Annotated in this window: 14 protein-coding genes; 6 read left to right on the forward strand and 8 right to left on the reverse strand. The window is 58.9% G+C overall.

The annotated features are described in order from the left end of the window. The first annotated feature begins 139 nt into the window (after nt 1-139). Complete coding sequence (locus GH975_RS03490; RefSeq protein ID WP_153713184.1) at nt 140-331, forward strand: hypothetical protein; 192 nt, start codon at nt 140-142, stop codon at nt 329-331. Here GH975_RS03490 and GH975_RS03495 read toward each other — a convergent pair. Then, a complete protein-coding gene (locus tag GH975_RS03495; RefSeq protein ID WP_153713185.1) occupies nt 328-957 on the reverse strand; it encodes a nucleoside/nucleotide kinase family protein in 630 nt (209 codons plus the stop codon). The genes GH975_RS03490 and GH975_RS03495 overlap by 4 nt on opposite strands. Further along, nucleotides 954-1,511 carry an alpha-ketoglutarate-dependent dioxygenase AlkB family protein gene (locus GH975_RS03500; protein ID WP_170272524.1) on the reverse strand — a complete coding sequence of 186 codons (558 nt, stop codon included), beginning with the start codon at nt 1,509-1,511 and terminating at the stop codon, nt 954-956. Before GH975_RS03500 ends, GH975_RS03495 begins: the two co-directional genes overlap by 4 nt. A gap of 113 nt (nt 1,512-1,624) precedes the next feature. On the opposite strand from GH975_RS03500, the gene GH975_RS03505 reads away from it, so the two are divergent. Next, complete coding sequence (locus GH975_RS03505) at nt 1,625-2,155, forward strand: hypothetical protein (RefSeq protein ID WP_153713187.1); 531 nt, start codon at nt 1,625-1,627, stop codon at nt 2,153-2,155. Here the strand turns inward: GH975_RS03505 and GH975_RS03510 are convergent. Further along, nucleotides 2,152-2,826, reverse strand: a complete 675-nt coding sequence (locus GH975_RS03510) for a LytTR family DNA-binding domain-containing protein (protein ID WP_170272525.1) — start codon at nt 2,824-2,826, stop codon at nt 2,152-2,154. The two genes, GH975_RS03505 and GH975_RS03510, sit on opposite strands and share 4 nt — an antisense overlap. A gap of 261 nt (nt 2,827-3,087) precedes the next feature. Between GH975_RS03510 and GH975_RS03515 the strand changes: the two genes are divergently transcribed. After that, nucleotides 3,088-3,852: a response regulator gene (locus tag GH975_RS03515; protein ID WP_153713189.1), complete on the forward strand. Its 765-nt coding sequence runs from the start codon at nt 3,088-3,090 to the stop codon at nt 3,850-3,852. After that, nucleotides 3,853-4,383 carry a hypothetical protein gene (locus GH975_RS03520; RefSeq protein ID WP_153713190.1) on the forward strand — a complete coding sequence of 177 codons (531 nt, stop codon included), beginning with the start codon at nt 3,853-3,855 and terminating at the stop codon, nt 4,381-4,383. It abuts the gene before it with no gap. On the opposite strand, the gene GH975_RS03525 is transcribed toward GH975_RS03520, so the two are convergent. Beyond that, nucleotides 4,331-4,936: a glutathione S-transferase N-terminal domain-containing protein gene (locus tag GH975_RS03525; RefSeq protein ID WP_153713191.1), complete on the reverse strand. Its 606-nt coding sequence runs from the start codon at nt 4,934-4,936 to the stop codon at nt 4,331-4,333. The two genes, GH975_RS03520 and GH975_RS03525, sit on opposite strands and share 53 nt — an antisense overlap. Beyond that, nucleotides 4,933-5,478: an acyl-CoA thioesterase gene (locus GH975_RS03530; protein WP_153713192.1), complete on the reverse strand. Its 546-nt coding sequence runs from the start codon at nt 5,476-5,478 to the stop codon at nt 4,933-4,935. Before GH975_RS03530 ends, GH975_RS03525 begins: the two co-directional genes overlap by 4 nt. A 288-nt stretch (nt 5,479-5,766) precedes the next feature. On the opposite strand from GH975_RS03530, the gene GH975_RS03535 reads away from it, so the two are divergent. Next, entirely contained in the window at nt 5,767-6,705 is a 939-nt protein-coding gene (locus GH975_RS03535) for an aldose epimerase family protein (RefSeq protein ID WP_153713193.1), read from the forward strand. Beyond that, a complete protein-coding gene (locus GH975_RS03540; protein WP_153713194.1) occupies nt 6,702-7,943 on the forward strand; it encodes an MFS transporter in 1,242 nt (413 codons plus the stop codon). The genes GH975_RS03535 and GH975_RS03540 overlap by 4 nt, the downstream gene beginning before the upstream one ends. On the opposite strand, the gene GH975_RS03545 is transcribed toward GH975_RS03540, so the two are convergent. The 3 genes from GH975_RS03545 to GH975_RS03555 form a co-directional block, all read right to left on the reverse strand. Continuing rightward, the gene (locus GH975_RS03545; protein WP_153714769.1) at nt 7,944-10,133 is read right to left on the reverse strand and encodes a YgiQ family radical SAM protein; all 2,190 of its coding nucleotides are present in this window, start codon (nt 10,131-10,133) and stop codon (nt 7,944-7,946) included. It abuts the gene before it with no gap. 225 nt (nt 10,134-10,358) lie between these two features. Beyond that, nucleotides 10,359-11,663, reverse strand: coding sequence for a ribonucleotide-diphosphate reductase subunit beta (locus GH975_RS03550; RefSeq protein WP_153713195.1), 1,305 nt, complete (start codon nt 11,661-11,663; stop codon nt 10,359-10,361). Nucleotides 11,664-11,699: 36 nt separating this feature from the next. Beyond that, on the reverse strand, nt 11,700-14,609 hold the full coding sequence (locus GH975_RS03555; protein ID WP_153713196.1) for a ribonucleoside-diphosphate reductase subunit alpha: 2,910 nt from the start codon (nt 14,607-14,609) through the stop codon (nt 11,700-11,702). Between the last annotated feature and the right edge of the window lie 130 nt (nt 14,610-14,739).

Below are 14,739 nucleotides of genomic sequence, written 5' to 3' on the forward strand. Positions count from 1 at the left end.
TCGGTTGACTATGGGTCAATTGGGGATGGGCACCGTGAAGTGGGAGGCCGAATAGGCTACTTTTTCTAACGCGAACTCGAATTCATTCCGCTCGAAATTTAATCCGGCCTACGGTCAAATGCGGGCGTTAAATGAGGGCTTGTCCACGTCACACAAACGTTACAACGCATACAACCCATTGGCGACGCCGAGCGAGCTGTGGCCCCTGTTAACGACCCCGCTGAACCTGGCGGATCGTCTATTGGAGCAGGTCGGCCGGATGCACGAACAGCTTAATCATTTGGAATCCGAGCGCAGCCGTACTGCCCGTCGTGCCGGTCCATTTGGCTAGAAGCTGCTGTCAGCCCCGCTGATCCGGTAATCAGCCGTGTGGGTGTGTTCAATCACCCAGGCGGCATTGGGCAGGTCATTGCCTTCAACCTTCGCTCTTGCAGTCTCCAAACCCATGCCCAAATCCAGCCAGCGCTGGGTTAAACGGCGCTCCAATTCGTTGATGGGTACGTCCAGATACACCGCCAGGTCAAAGTGCCTGCGCAGTGCCTGCCAGGGCGCTGCCTGCGCCAATAGATAGTTGCCCTCGACCACCACCCAATCACAGCTCGGCGGGATCCGCCCGCCATCGATCACCACGGCATCGCAGGTTCGATCAAAGGTCGGGATTGTTAGGTCGTGTTTGATCCGGGCTTGCGCCAACAAACGATCCAAGGCGTCGACGTCAAAGGTATTGGGTGCCCCTTTGCGCGGGCGCAATTGCCGTGCATCCAACCACGCATTGCTGTGGTGAAATCCATCCATCGGTAGCACGCAGGCCTGTTCGCCGAGGGCGTCGGCGAGGCGATTGGCGAGCGTTGATTTACCACTGCCGGGGGCGCCTGCCAGTGCAATCAGTTGCCGTTGTCCGGGCACCCGAATGGCCTCGATTTGGGCGGTCAGCGTGTTGATGTCGGTGTTAATCATGTCTGGACCTGTCGAAAGGTAAGGTTGATGCGTTCGCCGGGAATGCGCGATAGCGCCCGTTTGGGTAGCTGGTGTTGCCAATAGCGTTGGCATCCGGGCTGCATCACAAACAGCGAGCCCGATTCCAATAGCCACTCGTGCGGGTCGGTTTTAGCCAGTGTGCGCATTTGAAAAGGTCGCGCTTGACCCAGTGACAAGCTGGCGATGGTCGGATCGCTTCCCAGCTCCGGCTCGTTATCACGGTGCCAGCCCATGTAGTCGTTGCCGTCGCGGTAGCGATTGATCAACACGTGGTTAAAGCGCATTCCCAGGGTGCGCTCGACTTGCTCGCGCAGGCTGCACAGTAGCGGTGACAGTGGGCGCGGCTCTAACACCCGGCCGCTGTAGCGATACGTCACGGCGCCGGCCCAGTCGATCAGGCGCGGTTCGGTGACCGTTCGACCATAGAGGTTCAGCTGGTATTGGCGCCAGTTACCCTCGGCCAATAGCCGTTGGAAAAACAGGTCTGCGGTGGTGGCGTCTAACAACGGCAGGTGTAGGGTCGGCGGCATCATCGTTGGCATCGTACCAGAGGGCAGGGCGGTTTACTGCTCTGCCCTAAAGGACCATGCGTGCACACCTACATCACGTCATATTTGTGATCCAATTCACACTTTGGTGCGCCCCTGTGTCAAACCCTCAACTTGTTCAACGCGGTCAAATACTGGTCCAGGGCATCGGCGGGATATTGCGTGATCGCAATTACCCTAGCTGGTCCGAGTACGGTCGTGTGACTGTGCTGCCGTCCGAGACGGCCTTGATTGAAGTGTTTGTTCCGTCCAGCAATGTGCTGTGGCCGGTTGCCATGTGCGCGCGTACCGCATTCGATGGGATCAAGGTCAAGGGATCCGAGTGGATGGGCACGTCGGTGTGGGAGCCGGGCACGGACCAGCGGCCGTTGTTGGGTGTGGCCCTAATGCAAGAAACCGTCGGTAGCTGGTGGACCTTGGATTGGCTGCAGCAAAAAGTAGCGCCGGGGATTTTGACCGCCCGTCTGGGGTGGCACAACAATCCGGCCGCACTGGCCGATCGTTTAGAAAAGTTCGTCGACGTCATGGGGGCGGACGAGCGCGGTGTCCGCGCCGCTTCGTTTATGACCCCGCATATCCGCCACCTGCGAAGCTTGGCGTCGCGTCGGCGCGTGTCGCTGGTCGGCTAATCCAGCAAGCCTTGGGCGCGGACATCACTCAAAAACGCGCGCCCAACAGGCAACTTAACCGTATCGCTTAGCACCAAAATGTGTCGATTGCCGTCACGTTCGTGGCCGCTGATGGCCGCGCGCATGACGTAATACTCTTTGTGAATACGCAGCCCAAGTTCGCTCGGGATTTGTTCTGCGGCGGACGCCATTGAGATGCGTACGTAGCTTGAGTGCACGTCGCCGCATACTTCAATGTAGTTGCGCGAGGTGCGCAGATGGCTCGGTGCACCATGGGCGTCTATGAACTCTGTCAGCCAGCGCGGCAGTGTGCTGCCTGTGTTTGCCCGGTCTGATTCAAGCTCAGTTGTTTGTGCGGCGGCCGTCAGCGATTGCCCGGTCCATACCAGCCAAGCAATCGCGAAAAACCCTAGCCAGGTCGGCAAAAAGTCCATGGCCGGGGTCGTCCGCGACACCAATAGGGCGATTAAGGCGGTCCAACCGGTCAGTGCTGGGATCAGCTGTCGTCGGCCAAGGGCCTGCGCAATCGGCACCGGCCACAGATTGAAGATGTTCAGTGCGATGGCGGCCAGGACGGACGACAACAGGTCGGCGCCGCAGCCGGCAAGCGTGGCGGCGATGGCAAGGGTGGCAACGGCTTGAATGGGGTGCGGCGTACTTAGTTTGCTCATATCGGCCGATATCAATTTGCGTAAGAGGTGGGAGCTTACCAAGTCTGACAGAGCAGAGATTCTACGAAGTCGCTTAAAACACCGTTTGGGTTTCGTGCGGCACCGAATTTTATAGACTTCATCTATATAAAACATGGGCTTGCGGGCAGGAAAAGTTGTTGGTCTATTGACCGTCCGATGCGCCGGTGGGCACCGCAGTGGTATCACCGTTGCAATGATCCAGTTCACCCTTGGGGTGGCCGCAGCACAAAGGGGTAATCCATGAGCAGCTCTAAAACTGTGTTTATCGTCGACGATCAGCCCGACGACGTTGAGGCCATCAAGCGTCACCTGGACGGCTTGGGCTTGGCGGACTGCGAGGTGCGGGAAACGGCCGAAGCGGCCTGTGCCCTTTTGGCTGACACTTACTTCGACCTGTATGTGTTTGATCTGACCCTGCCTGACAGCGTCAACTTGGAACTTTTAGAACGTTTGGCCGCGTCCGGTTTTGTCGACTGGCATAAATCCATTGTTAAAACCGGTGTCGTCGAGCCTGCGGAACAGGACATGGCGATCGAGCGTTACGGCATTCCCGTATTGGACAAAGACCAACTGGATGGGCGATTGCGGGCGTGGGCGCGTTCCATTTTGGACGTCCAGGGAACACAGTGGGTGACGCGCATTGTGGCGGCGTTGGGCGCGGCGTTGTGGGGCACTGGCGCGTGCAGCTTTGCTTGGCTGCCTGGCGTTCCGCTGGATCGAGTCAAGTCGTTATTCACCCCGACCCAGACCATCGGCGTCGGTGACGAAGGTTTGCTAGTCGCGTTGCCCAACAACGGGCTGAAGGCAGCGGTGGCGCTTCGTGATAGGTTGTTACGAACGTTGGGTAAAGAAACGGAGCTTCGGTCTTTGGTGATCACGGATTTGGGTGGGCATCATGACCTGTACCGCCTTGCTCAAGACGTATTAAGTGCCTTGCGGCGCACCGGCTTTACCGGCGCCATTTGGCCTTTGGCCGAATGGCCGCCTCGTGCGACGGGACAATAGATGTCAATTATTGGACGACCGGGTCAACAGCAGCCGGATCACGGTGGTGATTTCGGTGTAGTTGTGATGATTTGGTCCCCGGGCTACGACAGCATCATGGCCTGGGAGCATCGACGCAGTGGGATTTGGAGTGCCTCGTGGATTGAGGAGACCTGCTTGCGACTGCTCGGTGGCCACGTCAAACAGCATTTTTCATTGCACCGGTTTGGTTTTGTCGGATACGCACGCCTGTCCGGTTCCGCGGCCGAAACCACGTTGACTGAGTTTGGCGAAAAGTTCGGCCAACTGTGGCGTGAAAAACAGCAGTCCGTGGCCTTGCCGGACTGGAGCGGCATTGTCATCACCTGCCCGTATCAGCGTGCGGCCGAACAGGTCGTTGACCTGGAACAACGCTTGCTGACCTTGGCCGAGCAGGGCGCATTGCCGACCACGCCGTCGCAATTGCATCACTACGGCGTCGACGAGTTTTGCCAGGAATTTAGTGTACCACCTGCGGCTTGGTGGCCTCATAGGCAGGCAGTACCTGAATAAACGTGCTCAGCCATTGTTCAAGCGCCGGGTGGCTTTGGCGCCAGGCGCCTGCTAAGCGCAGATCCAAATAACCCAGCCCCGCCGCCAATCCCAGCGCGGCCAGATTCATTTGTGTGCTGATCTGCGGTTGGTTATCGACGAACCAGTCCAGCGTTTGCTGAATTTTTTGATGCTGCATCGCCAGCCAGGTTTCGCTGTGGGCGCCTGGGGCTCGCATGCGATCTTCATAGACCACCAGCAGTGCCGCTTCGGTCATGCCGGTCGCCGCCGCGTGCTGCACCAATACCTGCTCGCGGCAGTGCTCGGGGACCAACCAGTCAACCCCGGCGTGGCGGGCTAGGGCGTCACAAATAACAAAAGAATCAAATACGGCGCTGCCGTCACCACGAACCAGACATGGGATCTTGCCCAGTGGGTTGGGGTGTGAGCCTTCGGCATTTAAGCCTAGGGTGTCGATCATTAGGACTTGCACTTGGTGGCCAAGGTCCATGGCGGCGATCGCCAGTTTTACTTTCGAGCCAAACGGGCTGGCGGGTGAGGACAGTAATTTCATACGGATTCCAGTGCTAACGGGTTGGGTGGCCACGGACGTTCATGGTCGGCGCGGTCCCACGCCAACACCCAGTCCGGGGTCGGGTGTGTCCATTGCTCGCCGATGGCGTCGGTCACCTGTGCATTGTCGAGAGTTTTACCGCGGTCGGTGACTGCGGTACGAAATAAGGCGTGCGAGCAGGGCTGGCCGTCAACCCAGAAGCTTTGCGACATATAGAACCAACGGCCGTCAACACCGACGCACTGGGTGCGGCACTCGACCGCATCTAACATGCGAATGCGCTTGCGGTAACGCACCGACGAGCCGGCCACAACCAGCCCCCAGCCTTTGCGTTTAAGCAGGCTAAGCAATCCAATTCGGACCGCCAAGTCCCAGCGTCCTTGCTCGAACAGGGTCAGTTGGCGGCCATTGTTGACCTCGCCGAAAATGTCGATGTCCCATGGCATGGCGCGAAAGTGCATCACGCTGATGCCATCGATCGCCAGCGCCGGGCGCGATTTGGCGCGCACCAGTGTCATCAGGGTTCGGATAAAGGGGTACATGTGGGCTCCATTGCAGCGCAGTGCTTAGCCTACCGGTTGGGGCGGTTGCCGGCACCACTTTCGAACGCGTCGCTAACTGGGTGGGTCAACGGGAGAGCAAATTTCGATCAAAAATCCGTCCGGGTCGTTGACGTAACTGATCGTTTGTCCCCACGGCATTGATTCGGCCTTTTGGACCAGCGTTGCGCCGGCGCCCAGGTCACCGGCTCTGCGGCCAATGCGGCAGTCACCGCGATAAACCGCTACATTAGGCGGCCAGCGCCACCATTCGAACGTTAAGGACCTGTTATGACACCACTTTGTGCGCCCGCCGGGGCCTACTCGATCCGCAGCGGGCGCTTGACGGCGTGGATCATTCCCCGTGGTGCGCGCCTGATGCAGCTGTTTTTAGATGACAAGCCGCTGTGTCTAGGGTTTGCCGACCCGGCCGACTATGCATCTGACCGAGCATCGATCGGCGCGGTCTGTGGTCGCTACGGCAACCGCATCGCGGGTGGGCGACTGGAGCGTGACGGCGCGGTGTTCGAATTGGACCAAAACGAGGGCGAGCAATGCTTGCATGGCGGTACCAACGGCTTTGGCCATCAAACCTGGGCGGTGGTCAGCCATGATGTGGACTCGATTCGCTTGCGCCTGGACTCGCCGGATGGGGATCAGGGCTGGCCTGGTCGCTGTGTTGCCGAGGTCAGTTATCGCCTGACCGGTGCGGGCCTTGAATGGGAGGCCACAGCCGACGTCGACCGCCCCTGCCCCCTGAACTTAATTCAACACGCCTACTGGAACTTGGGGGTGCCGGCGGACGCCATGACGTTGCAATCGCCGGCGAGTGAGTATTGGGTCAGTGATGCGAATAACTTACCGCTGCGGCGCGAGGCTGTGAGTGGTGATCTGGATTTTCGTCAAGGGCGCGTGCTGGGGCGGCATGACCATGATGTGGCGCTGATGGTGCCCGGCACTGGGGTGCGCCATATGGCAACCCTGAGCGGCCCGCTGGCGCGCCTAGCGATACATTCGGATCAGCCAAGTGTTCAACTATACAGCGCCGGTCACTTGCGTGCTTCGGAGCGCGCGCTGGGTGCCCCGCATCACGTCGGCAACGCGGTCTGCTTGGAAACCCAGCAACTTCCCAATGGACCTGCGTTGGGCGAAGATGTCTGGATCGAGCCGGGCCAAACCTACCGGCACCAACTTCATATCCATATCACCCCCCAGGACTCAGCTGCATGACTGACAGTCGTTTATTTACCCCGGTTTTAATCGCCAGTTCCTTGGTGTTGATGCTGGGCTTTGCGCTGCGCGCCGCCTTTGGCTTGTTTCAAATCCCGATTGCCGACGAATTCGGTTGGTTGCGTGCCGAGTTTTCCATGGCAATCGCCATTCAAAATTTGGCCTGGGGCATTGGTCAGCCAATTTTTGGCGCCATCGCGGAGAAATTTGGTGACCGCAAGGCCATCGTATTGGGCGTAGTGACCTATGCGGCCGGTTTGTTCTTGACCGCGTTTGCGGTCACCCCCGGCCAGATGCAGTGGCTGGAAGTGTTGGTCGGTTTTGGCATCGCCGGCACCGGGTTTGGCGTGATCTTGGCCATTGTTGGGCGCGCGGCGTCCGACGAAAATCGATCCATGGCGCTGGGCATTGCGACGGCCGCCGGTTCAGCCGGCCAAGTGGTCGGGCCGATTTTGGTCGCCACGCTGCTGGATGTTATTTCATGGCAGCACACGTTTTTGGTCATGTCTGGGCTGATTTTCTTGGGTTTGCTGTGTTTGCCATTCATCAAGGCGGACGGCCGAGCGAGCAAGGCCGAGCTGCAAGAGTCGATGTCGACGGTGCTATTGCGAGCGGTCAAAGACCCCAGCTACGGTTTGATTTTTGTCGGCTTTTTTAGCTGTGGATTTCAGCTTGGGTTTGTCACCGCGCACTTTCCGGCCTTTATCACCGAGGCCTGCGCGTCGATTGCGCCGGACAGCTTGGCGGCGTCGCTGGGCATTGATACCACCGCTGCGCTGGGCGCGGTGGCCATTGCGTTAATTGGTTTGGCCAACATATTTGGCACCATTACCGCCGGCGCCCTGGGCAAGAAGTACACCAAGAAATACCTGCTGAGCGGCATCTATGTCGCGCGCACGATTATTTCGGCCTGGTTCATTTTGACGCCCATGACGCCGATCACCGTGGTCATTTTCAGTCTGGTCATGGGCTCGCTATGGCTCGCCACGGTGCCGTTAACCAGTGGTCTGGTCGCGCACATCTATGGCCTGCGTTACATGGGCACGCTGTATGGCTTGGTGTTTTTTAGTCATCAGTTGGGGTCGTTCTTGGGGGTTTGGCTGGGCGGTACGCTGTACGACCAATTCGGCACCTATACCACCGTGTGGTGGGTCGGCATTGGCGTTGGGGTGGTGTCGGCCATTGTTCACCTGCCAGTGCGCGAAGCACCCTGGCAGGCGAAAACGGTCAGCGCCTAACTAGCGGCGTCGGGTCGGCTTGCTGGACGCAGGCCGTTTCGGCGAACGGCTGGCCTTGGGCCGGTCGTCGCTGGTGCGCTGGGTGCGGAAGGTCCCGCCCTTGTTGCTGGCGGTCGGCTTGCGACGCGCGCCCTCGGCCTGTAACCCGGTACCCGCCGGCTGGTAGGTCGGAATCAAGTGGCGCTTGCCGTTGCCGATTAAGTCCGCGCGGCCCATGTCTTTCAGGGCTTGGCGCAGCAACGGCCAGTTGTTCGGATCGTGGTAGCGCAAAAACGCTTTATGCAGACGTCGCTGCTTCATGCCTTTGGGGCTGACCACGTCTTCGCTGTCCCGGCGTACGCGTTTTAGCGGGTTCTTGCCGCCGTGCCACATGGCGGTTGCCAGTGCCATCGGGCTCGGCAAAAAGGCCTGTACCTGATCGGCGCGGAAGCCATTGGTTTTCAACCAAATCGCCAAGTTCATCATGTCTTCATCAGTCGACCCGGGGTGTGCGGCGATGAAGTACGGAATCAGGTACTGCTCTTTACCCGCTTCCTTGGAGTACTTGTCGAACATCTTTTTGAAGGCGTCGTAACTGCCGATGCCCGGCTTCATCATTTTCGACAGCGTGTTGGCTTCGGTGTGCTCGGGGGCAATCTTCAAATAGCCGCCGACGTGATGCTGGACCAACTCCTTGACGTATTCCGGCGTTTCCACCGCAATGTCATAGCGCAGGCCGCTGGCGATTAACACGCGCTTGATCCCAGGTATCACGCGGGCTTTGCGGTATAGCCGCACCAGCGGCATTTGGTCGGTGTTCAAGTTTTCGCAAATGCCCGGATAGACACAGGACAGCTTGCGGCAGTTCTTTTCAATGTTCGGGTCTTTGCACGCCAGTCGCCACATGTTGGCCGTCGGTCCGCCCAAATCGGAAATGGTGCCGGTGAATCCGGGTGTGGTGTCGCGGATCGCCTCAATTTCATTGAGGATCGATTTCTCCGAGCGGTTTTGGATGATGCGGCCTTCGTGCTCGGTGATCGAACAGAAGGTACAGCCACCAAAACAGCCGCGCATGATGTTGACGCTGAACTTAATCATATCGTACGCGGGGATCTTCGCGTCACCGTAGGACGGGTGCGGAACGCGCTGGTAGGGCAGTTCGAATACGCCGTCCATTTCCGGCGTTTCCAGCGGGATCGGCGGTGGGTTGATCCAAATATGGCGGTTACCGTGTTGTTGGATCATGGCGCGCGCGTTGCCCGGGTTGGATTCCAAGTGCAGCACGCGGCTGGCGTGGCTGTACAACACCGGGTCGGCCTTGACCTGTTCGTAACTGGGCAGGCGGACGACGGTTTTTTCCCGGTCCAGCTTGGCCGTGCGCGGGATGAATTTGATCGGCGCGGTTTCGCTGGGTGCAGGCGGTTCTTCGCCGACTTTGCAATCCGCTGTTTGCGTGGTGTCGATGTAGGGGTCGGGTTCTTGGGTGATTTGCCCGGGCATGTCGACTTCGCTCGAATCGACTTGGAACCAGCCCGCCGGCACGCCCGTCGCCGGCACCACGGTGCCGCGCAAAAAACGCATCTCATCAATGGTTTTGCCGTTCGCCAGGCCGTGGGTCAGGTCAACCAAGGCGCGCTCGGCGTTGCCGTACAGCAAAATATCGGCCTTGGAATCTAGCAGCACACTGCGGCGGACTTTTTCCTGCCAGTAGTCGAATTGTGCGGCACGGCGCAAGCTGGCTTCGATGCCACCGATGACCACGGGCACGTCTTTAAAGGCTTCGCGGCAGCGCTGGGTGTAGATCAGGACCGCACGATCCGGGCGTTTGCCGGCCATGCCACCCGCGGTGTAGGCGTCGTCCGAGCGGATTTTACGGTCCGAGGTATAGCGGTTGACCATCGAGTCCATGTTGCCGCCGGTAACGCCGAAATACAGGTTCGGTTTGCCCAGGCGCATGAAGTCGTCACTGGAGTTCCAATCGGGCTGGGCAATGATGCCAACGCGAAAGCCTTGGGCCTCCAGTGTGCGGCCAATCACCGCCATGCCAAAACTGGGGTGATCGACATAGGCGTCACCGGTGACCAATACCACGTCACAGCTGTCCCAGCCCAACTCGTCCATTTCGTCGCGCGTCATTGGCAAGAACGGCGCGGGTGTGAACTTGTGTGCCCAGTAGCGTTTGTAACTGAAAAGCGGTTTCGCTGGCGTCATATTGCCCATGTGACGGCCCCTCGTGAGCCTATGCGTTCTAAATAAGGTGGGTAGTCTAACGCCGACCTTAGTCGAAGTCTGTGGTTGTCCGGAATTCGACGCGGATTTAGTTCGGTGTGGCGCTCAATTGCGCACTCCCATCCAGTCAAAAAATACGCGTCCGGGCGTTGGCGCCGGCATAAAAAAGCCACCCTAAGGTGGCTTTGGTCGAGCGTGCTGGGGCGGTTAGTCCCAGCTAAGCGCACCACCGACTTGGTATTCAACGACCCGGGTCTCGAAGAAGTTCTTCTCTTTCTTCATGTCGATGATTTCACTCATCCACGGGAAGGGGTTGTTGACCGCGGGGAACTCTTCGCTAAGGCCGATCTGGGTCAGACGGCGGTTGGCGATGAATTGCAGGTACTCTTCCATCATCGCCGCGTTCATGCCCAAAACACCCGTGGGCATTGAGTCGCGTGCGTACAGCACTTCAAGGTACAGCCCTTCCAAAATCAGCTGACGCGCGTCGGCCTTCATCTGGGCGTCCCAAATGGCGGGGTTTTCCGAGATGATCGTGTTGATCACTTCGATGCCAAAGGCGACGTGAGTAGACTCGTCACGCATGATGTATTGGAACTGCTCGGCGGTGCCGGTCATCTTGTTACGACGGCCCAGCGACAGCACTTGGCTGAAGCCGCAATAAAAGAACATGCCTTCCATGACACAGTAGTAGGCAATCAGGTTACGCAGGAACGCACGATCCGATTCGTCGGTGCCGGTCTTGAAGTCCGGGTTGGAAATTTCGAAGGTCTTTTCCAAGCCCCACTGGGCCTTCTTAGAGACCGAGGGTACCTCGTGGTACATGTTGAAAATTTCTTGCTCGTCCATGCCCAACGACTGCACTACGTGCTGGTAGGTGTGGCTGTGGACCGCTTCTTCGAAGGCCTGGCGCAACAGGTACTGGCGGCACTCGGGGTTGGTGATGTGGCGGTAGATGCCCAGCACCAAGTTGTTGGCAACGACCGTGTCGGCCATCGAGAAAAAGCCCAGTGAGCGCTTGATGATCATGCGCTCGTCGTCGGTCAGGCCGCTGGTGTTTTTCCACAACGCCACGTCCGCGGTCATGTTGACCTCTTGCGGCATCCAGTGGTTGGCACAGCCATCCAGGTATTTCTGCCACGCCCAGTCGTATTTGAACGGCACCAGCTGGTTGACGTCGGCGCGGCAGTTAATCATGGCCTTGTCCGAAATCTGGATGCGGCTTTCGGCACCAGCCAAAATTTCTTCTTCGGCTTCGGCGGTGTTCATGCCGTCAATGTGGGCCTGGACACTGGCATAGCTGACCGCCCCATCGACCCGTTGTACGGGCTTGATCGGGCTGGTGCTGGCGCCCGCGGGCGCCTCAGTTTTCGCAGTCGGCTTGGTGGCCGGTGCGGCGGCGGGCGCAGCGGCTTTAACCGGTGCGGGTGCGACCGGCGCAGGTTCAGCCACGACGGGGGCGGGCGTGACGACGAGGTCGTCTTGTTCGTTGTAGTCGTCCCAATTCAGCATTCTAATTCTCCGTACTGTATATTTTTACAGTAAAACTTATTGGCAGGCTTCGCAATCCGGATCGTCCAGGCTGCACGCTTTTGGTACGTCCATGCCGGCACCGAGTTCAAAGTCACTAGCCACCGCTTTCGGTGCTGGTGGTGCTGCAACCACAGGGGCTGCAACTGGGGCGGGCGCTTCCGTGGCACGCGATTTCAAGGTTGATTTTTCAGTGCCGCTGGCGCCCATAGCACGCAAGTAATAGGTCGTTTTCAGACCACGGAACCAGGCCATGCGGTAGGTCACGTCCAGTTTCTTGCCACTGACACCGGAGATGTACAGGTTCAAAGACTGGGCCTGGTCCAACCATTTCTGGCGTCGGCTAGCGGCGTCAACAATCCAGCGCGGCTCGACTTCAAATGCGGTCGCGAACAGGTGCTTTAGGTCGGCCGGGATACGGTCGATTTGCTGGACGCTGCCGTCGAAGTATTTCAGGTCGTTGACCATGACGTTGTCCCACAGGCCGCGTGCTTTTAGCTCGTTGACCAGGTAGGGATTGACCACAGTGAACTCGCCCGACAGGTTCGATTTCACGTACAGGTTTTGGTAAGTCGGCTCGATCGACTGGCTGACGCCGGTGATGTTGGCGATGGTCGCGGTCGGTGCGATCGCCATGACGTTGGAGTTACGCATGCCTTGCTGGGCGACCTTGGCGCGAATCGGCGCCCAATCCATCGATGCGCTGCGATCGACTTCGATGTACTCGCTGCCGCGTTGCTTTTCCAAGATGTCCAAGCTGTCGACCGGGAAAATACCCTGGTCCCAGAGCGACCCCTTGTAGGTCTGGTAGGCGCCACGGCGGGCGGCCAGGTCGCTGGACGCTTCGATTGCGTAGTAGCTGATGGCTTCCATGGTTTGATCGGCGAAACGCACAGCGTCGTCGCTGCCATAGGCGTAGCCCATTTCGTACAGTGCGTCCTGGAACCCCATCAAGCCCAAGCCGATCGGGCGGTGCTTCAGGTTCGAGTTTTTCGCCTGCGGAACCGAGTAGTAGTTAATGTCGATGACGTTGTCGAGCATGCGAATGGCGGTGGTCACGGTTTGCTTGAGCTTGTCGTGATCCAAACCACCGTCACGGCTGACGTGGGCTTTCAGGTTGACACTGCCGAGGTTACACACCGCAATTTCGTCGGCCGAGGTGTTCAACGTGATCTCGGTGCACAGGTTTGACGAGTGAATCACGCCCACGTGTTGCTGGGGCGAGCGCAGGTTGCAGCTGTCTTTGAAGGTGATCCAAGGGTGGCCTGTTTCGAACAGCATGCTCAACATTTTGCGCCATAGATCCGCGGCCTTGATGGTCCGGTGCAGCGGCAAGTCGCCTGCGGCGGCGCGGGCTTCGTATTCGGTGTAGCGCGCTTCGAAGGCTTCGCCGACCAAGTCGTGCAAGTCCGGGCAGTCCGACGGGCTGAACAGCGTCCAGTTGGCGTCTTGGAACACGCGCTTCATGAACAGGTCAGGCACCCAGTTGGCGGTGTTCATGTCGTGCGTGCGGCGACGGTCGTCACCGGTGTTTTTACGCAGCTCCAAGAACTCTTCCATGTCCAAGTGCCAGCTTTCCAGGTACGCACAGACCGCGCCCTTGCGCTTGCCGCCTTGGTTGACCGCCACGGCGGTGTCGTTGGCGACTTTAAGGAAGGGCACAACGCCTTGGCTTTTGCCGTTGGTGCCTTTGATGCGGCTGCCGAGTGAGCGCACGGGGGTCCAGTCATTACCCAGGCCGCCGGCAAACTTCGACAGCAACGCGTTGTCCCGAATAGCGCCATAGATGTCGCTCAGGTCATCCGGAATGGTGGTCAAGTAACAGCTCGACAGCTGGCTGCGCAGCGTGCCTGCGTTGAACAGTGTCGGGGTCGAGCTCATGTAGTCAAAGCTGGACAGCAAACGGTAAAACTCGATGGCGCTGTCTTCGCGGTTTTCCTCGTCCAGCGACAAGCCCATGGCGACGCGCATAAAGAACACCTGCGGCAGCTCGAAACGGGTTTCGTTGGAGTGGATGAAATAGCGGTCATACAGGGTCTGCAGGCCGAGGTAGCCGAATTGCAGGTCACGATCGGCTTCGATCGCGGCGCCCAGCTTGGCCAGGTCGAAGGTCAGTAGTTCCGGTGATACCAGTTCCAATTCCGAGGCGGTGTTCAAGTACACACGCAGGGCGTCGGCGTAGTGACCGCGCATTTCAGCATGCGTGGCGTTGTCGGCAATGCCCATAAAGCTCAGGGCTTCGGCGCGGATGATGTCCATCAGCAAGCGTGCCGTGACCTGGCTGTAGTTGGGTTCTTCCTCAACCAACACGCGCGACGCCATGACCAGTGCGGTCGATACTTCTTTGATCGGCACGCCGTTGTATAGGTTGCGCAGGGTGGCGTCCAAAATACGATCGCCATCGACTTCGTCCAGCCCAGCGGTGGCTTCGTCGACCACAAAACGCAGGCGGCCCACGTCCAGCGGCGCGGTGCTGCCGTCGTTCATTTTGACATTGATGCTGGGGTGCAGCTCTTCGACGTGGGCGGTCGACGCGCGCTGTTCGGCGCGCTCAGCACGGTACAGCACGAAGCCCTTGGCGGTTTTGTGTTCGCCCGCGCGCATCAGCACCAGTTCGACCTGGTCTTGAATGTCTTCGATGTGCAGTGTGCCGCCGGACGGCATGCGCCGGCGGTAAGTCGCTTCAACCATGTCGGTGAAACGTTCGCCCATTTCACGAACGCGCGCGCTACCAGCAGCTTGTGTGCCTTCGTTGGCCAAGAATGCTTTGGTCACTGCGACCGTGATTTTGGTCCGATCAAAGGGCACGACCACCCCGTTGCGCTTGATGACGCGAAACTCGCCCGGTTGGATATCGACGCTAATGTCGTCCTGAGAGGCGTTGTGGGGTGCGGTGGCTGTAGTACCGCTGTGCGTGCCTAATTCCATGTCTTTCCTCGATGCCGCAGGGCGCGCCTGGGCTGGTGCTGTCTTTTGGTGTGTGACACAAGATATTGTGCTTCGAGGACGAATGGAACCCTTTATGTTGTGTTTTTACCGGTGCGTTACCTGTGGATAA

Origin of the sequence: Litorivicinus lipolyticus, assembly GCF_009650135.1 — a bacterium.
GTDB lineage: Bacteria > Pseudomonadota > Gammaproteobacteria > Pseudomonadales > Litorivicinaceae > Litorivicinus > Litorivicinus lipolyticus.

Excerpts from the sequence above, each read along its gene's own strand:
- GH975_RS03540 (WP_153713194.1), top strand. The coding sequence starts at position 6,702 with ATGACTGACAGTCGTTTATTTACCCCGGTTTTAATCGCCAGTTCCTTG.
- GH975_RS03550 (WP_153713195.1), bottom strand. The coding sequence starts at position 11,663 with ATGCTGAATTGGGACGACTACAACGAACAAGACGACCTCGTCGTCACG.
- GH975_RS03545 (WP_153714769.1), bottom strand. The coding sequence starts at position 10,133 with ATGACGCCAGCGAAACCGCTTTTCAGTTACAAACGCTACTGGGCACAC.
- GH975_RS03530 (WP_153713192.1), bottom strand. The coding sequence starts at position 5,478 with ATGTACCCCTTTATCCGAACCCTGATGACACTGGTGCGCGCCAAATCG.
- GH975_RS03535 (WP_153713193.1), top strand. The coding sequence starts at position 5,767 with ATGACACCACTTTGTGCGCCCGCCGGGGCCTACTCGATCCGCAGCGGG.
- GH975_RS03495 (WP_153713185.1), bottom strand. The coding sequence starts at position 957 with ATGATTAACACCGACATCAACACGCTGACCGCCCAAATCGAGGCCATT.
- GH975_RS03500 (WP_170272524.1), bottom strand. The coding sequence starts at position 1,511 with ATGATGCCGCCGACCCTACACCTGCCGTTGTTAGACGCCACCACCGCA.
- GH975_RS03525 (WP_153713191.1), bottom strand. The coding sequence starts at position 4,936 with ATGAAATTACTGTCCTCACCCGCCAGCCCGTTTGGCTCGAAAGTAAAA.
- GH975_RS03520 (WP_153713190.1), top strand. The coding sequence starts at position 3,853 with ATGTCAATTATTGGACGACCGGGTCAACAGCAGCCGGATCACGGTGGT.
- GH975_RS03555 (WP_153713196.1), bottom strand. The coding sequence starts at position 14,609 with ATGGAATTAGGCACGCACAGCGGTACTACAGCCACCGCACCCCACAAC.
- GH975_RS03515 (WP_153713189.1), top strand. The coding sequence starts at position 3,088 with ATGAGCAGCTCTAAAACTGTGTTTATCGTCGACGATCAGCCCGACGAC.
- GH975_RS03510 (WP_170272525.1), bottom strand. The coding sequence starts at position 2,826 with ATGAGCAAACTAAGTACGCCGCACCCCATTCAAGCCGTTGCCACCCTT.